Source organism: Leucobacter sp. GX0328 (assembly GCF_053567315.1).
The window spans coordinates 679,960-694,242 of record NZ_JBSGPC010000001.1 but is presented as its reverse complement, the minus strand read 5'-3'; the positions used below and the strand labels follow the sequence as shown (position 1 = coordinate 694,242).

The following is a 14,283-nucleotide window of genomic DNA, read 5'->3' as shown; positions in this document are numbered from 1 at the left end:
TTCCATGATGAATAAATCGGCGGTCGAGCTCGCGGGCGTCGCCGTGCGCCGCGGGCGCCGCGCCGTGTTCGAGGGCCTCGACCTGACGGTTCGCGCGGGCGAAGTCACCGGCGTGCTCGGGCCCTCGGGCTGCGGCAAGTCGACGCTGCTGCGCACGATCGTCGGCGCGCAGGCCGGGGTCGACGGCGACGTGCGCGTGCTCGGCCTTGCCGCGGGCGCGAAGCCGCTGCGCTCGCGGGTCGCCTACGCGACGCAGGCGGCGTCGGTGTACGACGATCTCACGGTGATGCAGAACCTGCGCTTCTTCGCGCGGGCGCTCGGGGCTCCCCGGGGCGACGCCGAGCGCGTGCTCGAGCTCGTCGGCCTGCGCGCCGAGGCGAAGCAGCGGGTCGAGAGCCTGAGCGGAGGGCAGCGCAACCGGGTGTCGCTCGCCGCCGCCCTGCTCGGGGCCCCCGAGGTGATCGTGCTCGACGAGCCGACAGTCGGCCTCGACCCCGTGCTGCGGGCCGAGCTGTGGAGCCTCTTCGAGCGCCTCGCCGCCGCCGGCACCGCCCTGATCGTGAGCAGCCACGTCATGGACGAGGCGCTCCGGTGCGATCGACTGCTGCTGCTGCGAGACGGCGCGATCATCGCCGACACGACCCCCGACGAGCTGCTCGCCGCGACCGGGGCGGGCGATCCCGAATCCGCGTTCCTCGCGGTCATCGACGCCGAGGGCCTCCCGGCAGGGCAGGTCCAGGGATCGTCGCCCGCGGCGTCCCCGGAAGCGCAGGCGCCCGGTGCCCCGGATGCGCCGCGCCGCGGCCGCCACGGCGGAGGCGCATCATGAACCCGGGGCGCATCCTCGCCGTCGCGGGGCGCGTGCTGCGCCAGCTGCAGCACGACCCGCGCTCGATCGCGCTGCTGCTCGTGGTGCCCGCGCTGCTCGTCGGCCTCTTCGCGTGGCTCTTCGACGACCAGGCCGGCGTGTTCGATCGCATCGGCGGGCCGATCCTCGCGCTCTTCCCGTTCGTGCTGATGTTCGTCGTGACGTCGGTGACGACGCTGCGCGAGCGCCGTTCGGGCACCCTCGAACGCCTCATGACGACCCCGCTCGGCAAGGCCGACTTCATTCTCGGGTACGCCCTCGCCTTCGGGCTCATCGCCGTCGTGCAGGCGATCGTGACGGTGGGCTACGCGGTCGTCGTGTGCGGGCTGAGCATCGACGGGCCGGTCTGGCAGCTCGGTCTCGTCGCCGTCTGCGACGCCCTGCTCGGCACGGCGCTCGGTCTCCTCGCGAGCGCGTTCGCGCGCACCGAGTTCCAGGCGGTGCAGTTCATGCCCATCGTCGTGTTCCCGCAGATCCTCGTCGGCGGCCTGCTCATGCCGCGCGACGCGATGCCCGAGGCGCTGCAGCGCGTCTCGGACTGGCTGCCGCTGAGCTACGCCGTCGACGCGGTGAACGCCGTGACGGCGGGCGATGACGGGTGGGGTCTCTGGAAGCCGGTCATCGTGATCGTCGGCGTGTCGCTCGCCTCGCTCGCGGTCGCTGCCGCGACCCTGCGCCGCCGCACCCCGTAGCGATCACCGATCTCTGGTTGCACCGCCGCGAACCGTGGAGCCTGATGCACCACCGGGAACGGTCGGGCAGTGCATACGGCTCCACGACTCGCTGAGCACGGGGCAGTCGACCGCCCTAGACTCGACGCATGCGCCTGATCCTCGCCTCGACGTCGCCCGCCCGTCTCTCCGTGCTGCGGGGCGCCGGTATCGAACCGGTCTGCTTCGCCCCCGAGGTCGACGAGGAGGCCGCAGTCGCCGCCCGCGAGACCGAGCTCGGCCGCGCGCTGACTGCGCCCGAGCTCACCGAATACCTGGGGCGGTTGAAGGCCGAAGACGTGGTGCGGCGCTACGGCCCCGAGGGGTCGGGCGAGCTCGACGGGCTCGTGCTCGGCGGCGACTCCATGTTCCTGCTCGACGGCGAGATCCTCGGCAAGCCGCACCTGCCCGAAGTCGCGCTCGAGCGCTCGAAACGGCATCGCGGCCGCACCGGCGTGCTGCACTCGGGGCACTGGCTGATCGACTGCACGGGCGGCGAGGTGCGCGGCGCGGCCGGCTCCGTCGACACCGCGACGGTGACGCTCGCGAGCGATATCCCGGATGCCGAGCTCGAGGCCTACGTCGCGACGGGAGAGCCGCTCGAGCTCGCGGGCGGCTTCGCGATCGACGGGCTCGCGGGCGCCTTCATCGAGCGCATCGAGGGCGCGCCGAGCTGCGTCATCGGGCTCTCGCTGCCGGCGCTGCGCCGCCTCGTGATCGGGCTCGGGCACGACTACCCGGAGCTCTGGCAGAGCTGACCGATCGGCTCGTGGACGCCATGCAGACCCTGCGACCGCGCGCAGGATGCTCGACGGTCTACCCGCGCGCGAGCAGGGCCACGGTGAGCGTCGCGATGACCGTGCCGTCGGCGAGGTCGACGCTCAGCAGATCCTCGATCAGCGCGAGGCGCTGATAGAACACGGATCGCGAGAGCCGCGCCCGCTGCGCCGCGAGCGAACGGTTCGTCGGCTGCTCGAGGTAGGCGCGCAGCACGACGAGCAGGTCGCCGCTGTGGCCCGGGCCCGCCGCCGCGTCGTGCTCGATCAGGGGGCCGAGGGCGTCGTGCGCGAACTCCTGCACGTCGGGCATCGACGAGATGCGGCGCACGAGGTAGGCGAGCGCCTGCTGCTCGGCCTGCTGCACCGTGACCCGCCCGACCGTGGCCGAGGGGTCGAGCATCCCCGCCGCGCGCACGCGTTCGAGCGATGCGACCAGCGACCGGAGGCCGCTGCCGATCGACCCGAGTGCGAGATGCGCCCGCCACGGCGCAGGTGTCGTCGAGGGCAGCAGCATGTCGATCTCGCGTGCGAGCCGGGCTGCGAGCGGGGGAGTCGGGTGCGAGCCGAGCGCGGGCGCGACGCGAGGGTCGCCCTCGGGGAACGAGAGGAGCGCGAGGAGCGGCGGGCTGCGGTCGAAGCCGACGGTCGCGCCCGTGCCGGGGTCGCTCGAATCGGGCATGAGGATCGCCCGGCCCTCGGGAGCCACCGCCCGGCGGAGCGCGGTCTCGAGCACCGCCCGCTCGAGCGACGAATGCGCCCCGAAATCGCCGGCTCCGCGCAGCGTCGCCCCGACGAGCCGGCGCCCCTCGATCGGCAGACCCGCCGCCGTGAGCTGCACGGCCAGCTCGCTGTCGCGCCGGTAGCGGCCGCTCAGCAGGATGTCGAAGAGCTGCTTCGAGCCGAGGCGCAGCCATTGGTCGCCCTCGGTATCGGCGAGCCGGCCGAGCGCGAGCGCGAACGCCCCGAGCTCGAGCACCGTGCGCCGCCCGGCGGGGTGCGCGGGCCCGGGCAGCGACGACAGGCGGCCCCACCGCTTGCCCTGCGCCTCGACCGGCACGCTCGCCGAGCCCGCGGGCAGCGCCTCCTCGCGGGGCCCGAAACCGGGGCGCGCCCCGGCTGCCCATGGAGCCAGCACGACCTCGGGGTCGGCGTCGCGGGCCGACCACGAGACCACCCGGCCCGATGAGTCCTCGAGCACGACCGGCGCGTCGAGCGTCTTCGACAGTCGCTCGATCACGTAGTCGACCGGGCTGCGGTTGAGCCCGAGCTCGGTGAGCATCGCGTGCACCTCGGCGCGCGCCGCGAGCGCTTCGGTCTGCGCCTCGAGCACGCGCTGGTGCACGCGCTGCGTGATCTGCACGAAGCGCACCGGCCGGTGCAGCACGATGAGCGGGATCGCGTGCGCTCGGCACGCCGCGACGAGCTGTCGCGGGGCCGCCGAGAAGTACTGGCCGAGCTCGAGGATGAGGCCCGCGGGCCCCGACCCCACGAACTCCTCGGTCAGGGCATCGAGCGAGGCCGCGTCGGTGGGCCAGCCGGCACCGGTGGCGAGCAGCAGCTCGCCGCCGTCGAGCAGCGGGAAGGCGCTCATTCCCGCGACGACGTGGGCCCAGCGCACCGGGCGGTCGAGGCCGGCGCTGCCGGCGACGAGCTCCGGGTCGCCCGCGCTGAGCTCGGGGAGCGAGAGCACGTCGTCGACGCGCAGCCGGTTCTGCATCAGGGCCCTCCATCGGTCGCTCGAGCGAGCCTCGCCCGCTCCCGTACAAAGTGTATGGCAAACGGCCACAATTGCGATGGTGTGCGTCTGGCCTCGCCCGGTAGCCGCTGAAATACTGAATCCCAGACGGAGCGGTCGGCTCCGACATCTTGATCGAAAGGAACATGATGGCACGCATTCCTCACCTGATCGGTGGCGAGAAGGTGGACGCGGCGGAGCGTCTGCAGCCGGTGTACAACCCCGCGACCGGCGAGGCCCAGCACGAGCTGAGCATCGCTTCGGTCGCAACCGTCGACGAGGCCGTCGCGACCGCGAAGGCGGCGCTGCCGGCGTGGCGCGCGACCAGCCTGACGAAGCGCGCCAACGTGTTCTTCAACCTGCGCCAGCTGCTCAAGCAGCGTTCGCCCGAGCTCGCAGCGCTCATCACGAGCGAGCACGGCAAGGTGCTCTCGGACGCGGGCGGCGAGATCGCGCGCGGTCTCGAGAACGTCGAGTTCGCAGCTGGCCTCCTCCACCTCCTCAAGGGCGAGCGCGATGAGCAGGTCTCGACCGGCATCGACGTGCACTCGGTAAAGCAGCCCGTCGGCGTCGTCGCGGCCATCACCCCCTTCAACTTCCCGGCGATGGTGCCGCTGTGGATGGTCTGCAACGCCATCGCCTGCGGCAACACCGTCGTGCTGAAGCCGTCCGAGCGCGACCCCTCCGCCCCGCTCTTCATCGCCGACCTCTTCCACGAGGCCGGCCTCCCCGCCGGTGTGCTGAACGTCGTGCACGGCGACAAGGTCGCGGTCGATGCGCTGCTCGACAACCCCGATGTCAAGGCGGTCTCGTTCGTGGGCTCGACCCCGATCGCCCGCGCGATCTACACCCGTGCCTCGGCCAACGGCAAGCGGGTGCAGGCCCTCGGCGGCGCGAAGAACCACATGCTCGTCATGCCCGACGCGGATCTCACCGTCACCGCCGACGCCGCCGTCTCGGCCGCGTACGGTTCGGCCGGCGAGCGCTGCATGGCCGTCTCGGTGCTCGTCGCCGTCGGCGACATCGCCGATCGCCTGATCCCCGAGCTCAAGACCCGCATCGCGGCGCTCAAGATCGGCGACGGCACCGACCCCGCATCCGAGATGGGCCCGCTCGTCACCCGCGAGGCCAAGGAGCGCGTCGAGTCGTACGTCGCCGGCGCTGCCGCCGAGGGCGGCGAGGTGCTCGTCGACGGCCGCGAGCAGCAGTTCGAGGGCGACGGCTTCTTCACCGGGGTCAGCCTGATCGACCACGTGAAGACCGACAGCAAGGTCTACCTCGAGGAGATCTTCGGCCCGGTGCTCGCCATCGTGCGCGTCGACAGCTACGAGGAGGGCGTGAAGCTCATCAACGAGCACCAGTTCGGCAACGGCACCGCGCTCTTCACCCGCGACGGCGCGACCGCCCGCCAGTTCGAGTTCGAGGTCGAGGCCGGCATGGTCGGCATCAACGTTCCGGTCCCGGTCCCGGTCGGTTCGTTCTCGTTCGGCGGTTGGAAGGATTCGCTCTTCGGCGACACCCACATCTACGGCCCCGAGTCGATCAACTTCTACACCCGCTCCAAGGTGGTCACCACCCGCTGGCCGAACGCCGACCAGTCGCGCGTCGACCTCGGCTTCCCGAGCAACCACTAGCGATCCCCGCATACACGAAGCGCGGTGATAATGGAGTCGGGGCCGAAGAATCGGTCCCGACTCCGCCGCGCTTCCGCGACAGCTCACAGTTCTAAGGAGAAACAACCATGGCCGACTTCATCGACCTGAACGGTGCCGAGCAGAGCTTCGGCGATTCCGAGGCGCAGCGCAAGGTGCGCGCCGAGGACAAGCAGTACGTCTTCCACTCGTGGTCGGCGCAGAACAAGATCGATCCGCTGCCGATCGCCAAGGGCGAGGGCGCCCGTTTCTGGGATTACGACGGCAACGAGTTCCTCGATTTCTCGGCGCAGCTCGTCAACCTCAACCTCGGCCACCAGCACCCGGGCCTCGTCAAGGCGATCCAGGAGCAGGCGGGCCGCCTCGCGACCATCCAGCCCGCCGTCGCCAACGACGTGCGCGGCGAGCTCGCCAAGCGCATCGTCGAGCACTCCTTCGAGGGCGCCCGCTCGGTGTTCTTCACCAACGGCGGTGCCGACGCCAACGAATACGCGATCCGCATGGCGCGCCATCACACCGGCCGTCAGAAGGTGCTCGCGCGCTACCGCTCGTACCACGGCTCGACCGCGACGGCCATCACCATGACCGGCGACCCCCGCCGCTGGAACAACGGCGTGCTCGACGCGAACGTCGTGCACTTCTTCGGCCCCTACCAGTACCGCTCGGAGTTCTACTCGGAGACCCCCGAGCAGGAGACCGACCGCGCGCTCGCGCACCTCGAGCACACGATCGAGCTCGAGGGTTCGAACACCATCGCCGCGATCATCCTCGAGACCGTTACCGGCACCAACGGCGTGCTCGTGCCGACCCCCGGCTACCTCGCCGGCGTGCGCGCGCTCTGCGACAAGTACGGCATCATGATGATCTGCGACGAGGTCATGGTCGGCTTCGGCCGCATCGGCGAGTGGTTCGGCTACCAGGCCTTCGACGTCACCCCCGATCTCGTGACCTTCGCGAAGGGCGTCAATTCGGGCTACGTGCCGCTCGGCGGCGTCGTCATCTCCGAGGCGATCCACAACACCTTCGGCGACCGCGCCTTCCCGGGCGGCCTGACCTACTCGGGGCACCCGCTCGCCTGCGCCGCGGGCGTCGCGACGTTCGACATCTTCGAGGAGGAGGGCATCCTCGAGCGCGTGCGCGACCTCGGCGAGCGCGTCGTCGGCCCCCGCCTCGCGGAGCTTGCCGAGAAGCACAAGTCGATCGGCGAGGTGCGCGGTCGCGGTCTCTTCTGGGCCATGGAGCTCGTCGTCGACCGCGAGACCCGCGAGCCCCTCGTGCCGTACAACGCGGCGGGCGAGGCAGCGGCGCCGATGAACGCGGTGGTCGCCGCCTGCAAGCAGGCCGGTCTCGTGCCGTTCGTGCACTTCAACCGCCTGCAGGTCGCACCTCCGCTGGTCATCAGCGAGGAAGACCTCATCAAGGGTCTCGACATCATGGATGCGGCCCTCGACGTGGCCGACGGCTACTACACCGGCAACTGATCCGGATCCAGCCGCCGACCGGCTGCAGGCCCCGATCCCTCGAGCGATATTCGCCAGGGATCGGGGCCTGCGCCGTCTCCGCGGGCATCGCGCCGCGGGGCCGTTCGCCGGGTGCTACACCTCGGGCACCGCGTCGGGGCCCGCGCCGTGTTCGTCGAGATACGCTTCGGGGCCCTGCTCGGCGGCCTGCGGCTCCATGAAGTTGAACTCGATGATGTTGCCGTCGGGGTCTTCCATGCTGCGCTGGTACATGAAACCGTAATCCTGCGGCTCGCCGTTCTCGCTGCCGCCGGCCGCGAGCCCGGCCTCGACGGTCGCATCGACGTGGGCGCGGGAGTCGCGGGTGAGTGCGACGATCACCTGCGCGCTCGTGCGCGGGTCGACGATCTGCTTGTCGGTGAACTGCGAGAAGTGGGCATGGGTCAGGATCATGAAGTACGTGCGTTCGTCCCAGACGATGCACGCCGCGTTCTCGTCGGTGAAGAGCGGGTTGATCTCGCAGCCGAGCGCCGTGTAGAAGCCCTTGCTGCGCTCGAGGTCGGTGGTGGTCAGATTGACGAAGATCATGCCGGGCTCCTGGGGGTCGGGTCTCTCGGGTCGGCCGGGCGGCCGGATGGAACCCAGAATCGCAAGCTCCGGCCCCCGGGTCAATGCGCAATCGCCGTGAGAGAGTCGTCGTCGTACAAAATAGATAGGGATACGATGTAATCGGTGCTAGGATTCATGAACATGAGCGGAACGAATGCGGCAACCTCATCGGATATCGATGCGATCGCCCTCGCGCTCACGCGCAGCGCCGGCCGGTTCTCGAAGATCGTCGGGCGCATTCCCGGCAACGCGTACTCGCCGATCGCCTGGCGGGTGCTCGTCGAGCTCGACTCGGACGGGCCCGCCCGCATCAGCGAGCTCGCGCACCGGCAGCGCATCGCGCAGCCCTCGATGACCGGCCTCGCCCAGCGCCTCGAAGGCGAGGGGTGGGTCGAGCGCCGCCCCGACCCCGCCGACGGGCGCGCCACCCTCGTGCGCATCACCGCCGCCGGGCGCGAAGCGCTCGACGACTACCGGCGATCCGCCGCGTCGCGCGTGCGCCCCCACCTCGCCGACCTCACCGACTTCGACCGCGCCACGCTCGCCCGCGCGGCCGAACTCATGCAGCAGCTCAGCGAGCGCATCGAGCCGCACGGCTGAGCCCGCCGACCCAGAACCCTGCAGCACGACGACCCGAAGGAGCCTCCCACGTCTTCCACCGCCGCACCCCCGACCGCAGCCGCCGACCGGCCCTCGATCTTGCGCCAGCCCCTGGCCGTGTGGGCCATCGCATTCGCCTGCACCGTCTCGTTCATGGGCATCGGGCTCGTCGACCCCATCCTGCCGGCCATCAGCAAGGAGCTCGAGGCCACCCCGGGGCAGACCATGTGGCTCTTCACCAGCTACCTGTTCATCACCGGCATCGCCATGTTCTTCACGAGCTGGGTCTCAGGTCGCATCGGCGTGAAGAAGACGCTCATCGCGGGCCTCGTGCTCGTCGTCCTCTTCGCGGCGCTCGCCGGGGCCTCGGGCTCGGTCGACGCGATCATCGGATTCCGCGCCGGCTGGGGTCTCGGCAACGCGCTCTTCATCTCGACAGCGCTCGCCGCCATCGTCGGCGCCGCATCGGGCGGGGCCCGCCAGGCCATCGTGCTCTACGAGGCCGCGCTCGGCGTCGGCCTCGCGACCGGCCCGCTGCTCGGCGGTCTGCTCGGCAGCGTCTCGTGGCGCGGACCCTTCTTCGGCACCGCGGCGCTCATGGGCATCGCCATGATCGCGATCATCGCCATGCTGCGCACGCCCCAGGGCGCGCCGGCGCCGCAGCGCGTCTCGATCGCCGCCAGTTTCCGGGCCCTGCGCCACCCCGCCCTGCTCGCGCTCGCCGCGGTCGCGCTCTTCTACAACTTCGGCTTCTTCGTGCTGCTCGCCTACAGCCCCTACCCGATGGAGGCCGCCGCCGCGGCCCACGGCCAGGAGTTCGGCGCGCACGAGCTCGGGCTCGTCTTCTTCGGCTGGGGCCTCGCGCTCGCGATCACCTCGGTGCTGGTCGCACCGATGCTCACGCGCCGCTTCGGGCTGCGACCCGTGCTCTTCGCGATGCTCTCGGGGCTCGCGGTGTGCCTCGTGCTGCTCGGCCTGCTCGTCGAGCACCTGACCGGCCTGATCGCGGTCGTCATCGCCGCCGGCCTCCTGCTCGGCGTCATGAACACGGCGCTCACCGAGGCCGTGATGGAGGCGACCGACCTGCCCCGCAACGTCGCCTCGTCGGCCTACTCGGGCGTGCGGTTCATAGGCGGTGCCGTCGCCCCCGCTGTCGCCGGGCCCATCGCCGTCGCGTTCGGCGCCGGCGTGCCGTACGGGGTCGGAGCCGCCTCGGTCGTCGTCGCGATCGTGGTGCTCGCGCTGTCGGGCCACCGCCTCGCGCATATCGGCCGATCGCACGAGAGCGAGGTCGGCGAGGCCGCGGCGATCGCGGTGGGCGACGCGGCTTAGGGGGCGTGATCCCTGTCGGCTCGCCGCCCGAACCGCTCTGCTGTCGCCCTCTCGAAGGCGGCCGTCGCCCTTCCACGTGCTTTCGGCCTGAGATCTGACATTCCGCCAGGGATCGGCCGTATCTTCAGCCGAAGACATGCGGACGGGCGGTGCTACAGGCTTACCTGCCGCCCCGCGCTTTGCTCCGTGGGCCGCGGCAGTGGCCGCGGCGGGCTCGCGCCGAAAGCTGGCGCTTCCGGCTATGCTCGCCCGCCCGTCGCCATGCGCATGAGGTCGCTGTTCAGGTCGATGCCGAGCTCCGTGCCGCCCGCGCTGCCGTACGAGTGCTGGTACGACCCCCACGAGTCGCCGCGCACGGACTCGCGGAAGCCGGCGGCGACGAGCGCCACCAGCTCCGTCGCGACGCGCTCGATGCGGCCGCCGAGCCCGCGATCGTTCCAATCCTCCGGCGAGGCGAACAGCGACGTCGGCACGGTGATGGTGCGCAGGTATGAGAACAGGCCGCGCAGCTGGTCGTCGACCACGAGCGCGTGGCGCGGGCTGCCGCCCGTCGCCGTCAGCGCGACCGGAGTCCCGATCAGCAGATCGTTGTCGAGCACCTGGAAGAAGGCGCTGAACAGTCCGCTCGCGCCCGCCTTGTAGACGGGAGTCGAGGCGACGATCGCGTCGGCGTCGCGCATGATGTCGCTCGCCGCCTGCAGTTCGGGCGATACGTGCTGCGACACGAGCGCCGTCATCACGTCGTCGGCGATGGCGCGCAGGTCGACGAAGCGGATCTCGAGCGCGATGCCCTGGCTCGCGGCGAGCGACGCGGCCTTGTCGGCGACGCGATTGGCGAGCATCGTCGTGGTCGATGGGTCGCTCGTGCCGGCGCTCACCACCGCGAGCCGCTTGGTGCGGGGCTGCCCGGCATCGCCGGAGTCGATGCCGTCGATGCCGTCGAAGTCGATGCCGTCGTAGGGGGCGTTCATGAGGTGCTCCTCGAGAGAGTTCGTGGGGTGAAAGGTGAGTGCGGGCGGCCCGAGTCAGGGATCCCTGACCGGCCGTCGCTCAGTCTGCGGCGGGGGAGGCGCCCGCGGCGAGCTTCCGGGCGAGGCGCCCGAGCTCGCGGATCTCGTCGATCGACAGCGCCGCGGTCAGCTCGCGGGCGACGCTCTTGGCATGCGCCCGGCCGGCCTCGCGCTGCACGCGCGCGCCCTCCTCGGTGAGCGAGACGCGCACCGCGCGCCCGTCGGTCGCATCGGTCTCGCGCGAGACGAGGCCGCGCTGCGCGAGGCGCTCGATCATGCGCGAGAGCGCCGGCTGGCTGAGCAGCACCCCGCTCTGCACCTCGCAGATGCGCAGCGGCTCGCCGCTCTTCGCGAGCGTGTAGAGCACATCGTACTCGCGCATGTTCACGTCGCTCCACATGCCCTCCGAAGCGAAGAGGGCCATGAGCCCCGCGTGGGCCGACATGACGGCCTCCCACGATTCGTTCGCGAGGCGGATGTCGGTGCGGGGGCTCATGGTGCGTCCTTCGGCGTAGGTGGGGCGGTCGGGTGCGGGCGGCAGGGTCGGCTCAGAGGCCGAACGACGCGCCCTGCTTCATGGGCGAATCCTGGTAGGGGGAGCCGCCGGTGACATTATCGCCGCGATTGGCGTTCGGCTTCGGCTGGCGCGGCGCCTCATCACCGTACTTCGCCTGCACGAGGTCGGCATGCGACGGCGACTCGGGCACCTCGGGGCCGCGATCCTTCGCATACTCTTCGCGCAGCACCGGGATCACGTGCTCGCCCAGCAGATCGAGCTGCTCGAGCACGGTCTTGGTGGGCAGGCCCGCGTGGTCGATGAGGAACATCTGGCGCTGGTAATTGCCGAAGATCTCGCGGAAGCCGAGGGTCTTGTCGATGATCTCCTGCGGGCTGCCCACCGAGAGCGGGGTCTGCCGCATGAAATCCTCCATGCGGGGGCCGTGCCCGTAGACCGGCGCCTCGTTGAAGTAGGGGCGGAACTGGTCGAGGGCGTCCTGCGACTTCTTGGCGATGAAAGTCTGCCCGCCGAGGCCGACGATCGCCTGCTCCTTCGTACCGTGGCCGTAGTGCTCGAAGCGCTCGCGGTAGAAGTTGATGAGGCGCAGCGAGTGCTCGCTCGGCGCGAAGATGTGGTTCGAGAAGAATCCGTCGCCGTAGTAGGCCGCCTGCTCGGCGATCTCGGGGGTGCGGATCGAACCGTGCCACACGAACGGGGGCACGTCGTCGAGCGGGCGCGGGGTCGACGTGAAGCCTTGCAGCGGGGTGCGGAAATTGCCGTCGTAGTCGACGACGTCCTCGCGCCACAGGCGGTGCAGCAGGTTGTAGTTGTCGAGCGCGAGCGGCAGCGACGAGCGGATGTCCTTGCCGAACCACGGGTACACGGGCGCGGTGTTGCCGCGGCCGAGCATGAGGTCCATGCGGCCCTTCGCGAGGTGCTGCAGCATCGCGTACTCCTCGGCGATGCGCACGGGGTCGTTCGTGGTGATGAGCGTGGTGCTCGTCGACAGCTTCAGCGTCTTCGTGAGCGCCGCGATGTAGGCGAGGAAGGTCGTCGGGCTCGACGAGAAGAACGGCGGGTTGTGGTGCTCGCCGATCGCGAAGACGTCCATCCCGACCTCTTCGGCGTGCACGGCGATCTCGGCGAGGCCCTGGATGCGCTCGGCCTCGCTCGGGGTCTCTCCGCTGACCGGGTCGCGGGTGACGTCGCTGACGGAGAAGATTCCGAATTCCATGGCTCCAACTTTCTGTGACGGTACGTCAATTATATGCGTGTGCATGTAAATAACGGAACCCCTGCCCCGGGTATTCCCGGCCGTTCCCAACTCCGATGAAATGGCCTAGTCTGAGGCCATGCCTCACCTGTTTCGGCCCGGCTCAGAGCAGAGCGTCGGCGCCCAGATCGATATCAGCCCCGTGTTCGTGCGCCCCGGCGAGGCGACGACGCTCTCGAAGTACGAGCTGCCCGACGGGCTGATGGCGCCCGACACCGCCTATCAGATCGTGCACGACGCGGCGATGCTCGACGGCAACTCGCGCCTCAACCTCGCCACCTTCGTCTCCACCTGGATGGACGAGAACGCGCAGAAGCTCTACGCCGAGTCGGCCGACAAGAACATGATCGACAAGGACGAGTACCCGGCGACCGCCGACATCGAGGACCGGTGCTGGCGCATGCTCGCCGACCTCTGGAACGTGCCCGACACGGGCGACACCATCGGCACCTCGACGATCGGCTCCTCCGAGGCGTGCATGCTCGGCGGCCTCGCCCTGAAGCGCCGCTGGCAGGAGGCCCGGCGGGCGGCGGGCGCATCGACCGAGCGCCCGAACCTCGTGCTGTCGGCCGGGGTGCAGGTCGTGTGGGAGAAGTTCTGCAACTACTGGGAGGTCGAGCCGCGCTACGTCCCCGTGACCGAGGAGCATCTGGTGCTCGACGGCTTCGAGCTCGAGCGGTACGTCGACGAGAACACGATCGGCGTCGTGGCCATCCTCGGCCAGACCTACACTGGACTCTACGAGCCGGTGCGCGAGATCGCCGCGAAGCTCGACGAGATCGAGAAGGCCACCGGGGTCGACGTCAGGATCCACGTCGACGGCGCATCGGGCGCGATGGTCGCCCCGTTCTGCCAGCCCGAACTCGAGTGGGATTTCCGGGTCGACCGCGTGAACTCCATCAGCACTTCGGGGCACAAGTACGGGCTCGTCTACCCGGGCGTCGGCTGGGTCGTGTGGCGCGACAAGGTGGCCTGCCCCGAGAGCCTCATCTTCCACGTCAGCTACCTCGGCGGCGACATGCCGACGCTCGCGCTGAACTTCTCGCGACCGGGCTCGCAGGTGCTGCTGCAGTACTACCAGTTCTTGCGCCTCGGTCGCGAGGGGTACCGTCAGGTGCAGCAGGATTCGCTCGACGTCGCCCAGTACCTCTCGGCCGCGATCGCCGAGATGGGGCCGTTCGAACTGGTGAGCCGCGGCGATACGATTCCGGTGTTCGCCTGGCGCCTGAAGCCGGGGCCCGCGAAGAACTGGGACCTGTACGACCTCGCCGACCGCCTGCGCATGCGGGGCTGGCTCGTGCCCGCGTACCCGATGCCCGACGACCTGGCCGAGCTGGTCGTGCAGCGCATCGTCGTGCGCCTCGGGCTGAGCCGTGACCTCGCCGGCTACCTCCTCGATGCGATCCGCGAAGAGGTCGCCTTCCTCGAAGCGCTCTCGGCGCCGCTGCCGCGCGAGGCGGCGGGCACGAGCTTCGCCCACTGAGCCCGGGGGAGCGCGTCCCGCCTGCCCGGCCCTGCCTGCCCCGTCCGGCCCGTCCTGACCGCGCTGCCCTGCCCCGCCCTGCCTGCCCTGCCCGGCCCTGCCCCGCCCGGCCTGCCCTGACCGCGCTGCCCGGCCCTGATCCTTCGCGGTTCTTGCGTTCGCCGGGTACCCGAAGCGCGAGCGTATAGCTCGGTCGCCGTGATTCGCCTATCCAGTGGTGCGTCAGCTATCCGGTGGGCGTCCGGGGGCGAGACTGGCGGGGGCCGGAGCCGT

General features: G+C 70.5%; 13 protein-coding genes. 8 read left to right on the top strand and 5 right to left on the bottom strand.

Annotation, left to right across the window (positions count from 1 at the left end; all coding sequences use genetic code 11):
* Positions 1-4: 4 nt before the first annotated feature.
* The 3 genes from ACUYTF_RS03085 (at position 5) to ACUYTF_RS03075 (ending at position 2,336) form a co-directional block, all read left to right on the top strand.
* Positions 5-829 (top strand): ABC transporter ATP-binding protein, encoded by an 825-nt coding sequence (locus ACUYTF_RS03085; RefSeq protein WP_449279326.1) that lies wholly within the window; start codon positions 5-7, stop codon positions 827-829.
* Positions 826-1,560 (top strand): ABC transporter permease, encoded by a 735-nt coding sequence (locus tag ACUYTF_RS03080; protein WP_434143173.1) that lies wholly within the window; start codon positions 826-828, stop codon positions 1,558-1,560. The genes ACUYTF_RS03085 and ACUYTF_RS03080 overlap by 4 nt, the downstream gene beginning before the upstream one ends.
* Before the next feature lie 128 nt (positions 1,561-1,688).
* Positions 1,689-2,336, top strand: coding sequence for a Maf family nucleotide pyrophosphatase (locus ACUYTF_RS03075; RefSeq protein WP_434143174.1), 648 nt, complete (start codon positions 1,689-1,691; stop codon positions 2,334-2,336).
* A 58-nt stretch (positions 2,337-2,394) separates the two neighbouring features.
* Here the strand turns inward: ACUYTF_RS03075 and ACUYTF_RS03070 are convergent, their stop codons facing one another.
* Complete coding sequence (locus ACUYTF_RS03070; protein WP_449279325.1) at positions 2,395-4,074, bottom strand: PucR family transcriptional regulator; 1,680 nt, start codon at positions 4,072-4,074, stop codon at positions 2,395-2,397.
* Positions 4,075-4,241: 167 nt separating this feature from the next.
* On the opposite strand from ACUYTF_RS03070, the gene ACUYTF_RS03065 reads away from it, so the two are divergent.
* Together ACUYTF_RS03065 and ACUYTF_RS03060 are read left to right on the top strand one after the other, a co-directional pair.
* The gene (locus ACUYTF_RS03065) at positions 4,242-5,726 is read left to right on the top strand and encodes a CoA-acylating methylmalonate-semialdehyde dehydrogenase (RefSeq protein ID WP_434143176.1); all 1,485 of its coding nucleotides are present in this window, start codon (positions 4,242-4,244) and stop codon (positions 5,724-5,726) included.
* A gap of 107 nt (positions 5,727-5,833) precedes the next feature.
* Positions 5,834-7,225, top strand: a complete 1,392-nt coding sequence (locus ACUYTF_RS03060) for an aminotransferase class III-fold pyridoxal phosphate-dependent enzyme (RefSeq protein ID WP_449279324.1) — start codon at positions 5,834-5,836, stop codon at positions 7,223-7,225.
* Positions 7,226-7,339: 114 nt separating this feature from the next.
* On the opposite strand, the gene ACUYTF_RS03055 is transcribed toward ACUYTF_RS03060, so the two are convergent.
* Complete coding sequence (locus ACUYTF_RS03055) at positions 7,340-7,792, bottom strand: VOC family protein (RefSeq protein WP_434143178.1); 453 nt, start codon at positions 7,790-7,792, stop codon at positions 7,340-7,342.
* 162 nt (positions 7,793-7,954) lie between these two features.
* On the opposite strand from ACUYTF_RS03055, the gene ACUYTF_RS03050 reads away from it, so the two are divergent.
* Entirely contained in the window at positions 7,955-8,413 is a 459-nt protein-coding gene (locus ACUYTF_RS03050) for a MarR family transcriptional regulator (RefSeq protein ID WP_434143179.1), read from the top strand.
* A 117-nt stretch (positions 8,414-8,530) separates the two neighbouring features.
* The gene (locus ACUYTF_RS03045; protein WP_449279323.1) at positions 8,531-9,745 is read left to right on the top strand and encodes an MFS transporter; all 1,215 of its coding nucleotides are present in this window, start codon (positions 8,531-8,533) and stop codon (positions 9,743-9,745) included.
* A 239-nt stretch (positions 9,746-9,984) separates the two neighbouring features.
* On the opposite strand, the gene ACUYTF_RS03040 is transcribed toward ACUYTF_RS03045, so the two are convergent.
* The 3 genes from ACUYTF_RS03040 to ACUYTF_RS03030 form a co-directional block, all read right to left on the bottom strand.
* Positions 9,985-10,716 carry a CE1759 family FMN reductase gene (locus tag ACUYTF_RS03040; protein ID WP_449279322.1) on the bottom strand — a complete coding sequence of 244 codons (732 nt, stop codon included), beginning with the start codon at positions 10,714-10,716 and terminating at the stop codon, positions 9,985-9,987.
* 79 nt (positions 10,717-10,795) lie between these two features.
* Complete coding sequence (locus tag ACUYTF_RS03035) at positions 10,796-11,251, bottom strand: MarR family transcriptional regulator (protein WP_434143182.1); 456 nt, start codon at positions 11,249-11,251, stop codon at positions 10,796-10,798.
* 52 nt (positions 11,252-11,303) lie between these two features.
* Positions 11,304-12,488: a CE1758 family FMN-dependent luciferase-like monooxygenase gene (locus tag ACUYTF_RS03030; RefSeq protein ID WP_449279321.1), complete on the bottom strand. Its 1,185-nt coding sequence runs from the start codon at positions 12,486-12,488 to the stop codon at positions 11,304-11,306.
* 118 nt (positions 12,489-12,606) lie between these two features.
* Between ACUYTF_RS03030 and ACUYTF_RS03025 the strand changes: the two genes are divergently transcribed.
* Positions 12,607-14,010: a glutamate decarboxylase gene (locus ACUYTF_RS03025; protein WP_449279320.1), complete on the top strand. Its 1,404-nt coding sequence runs from the start codon at positions 12,607-12,609 to the stop codon at positions 14,008-14,010.
* Positions 14,011-14,283 lie beyond the last annotated feature (273 nt).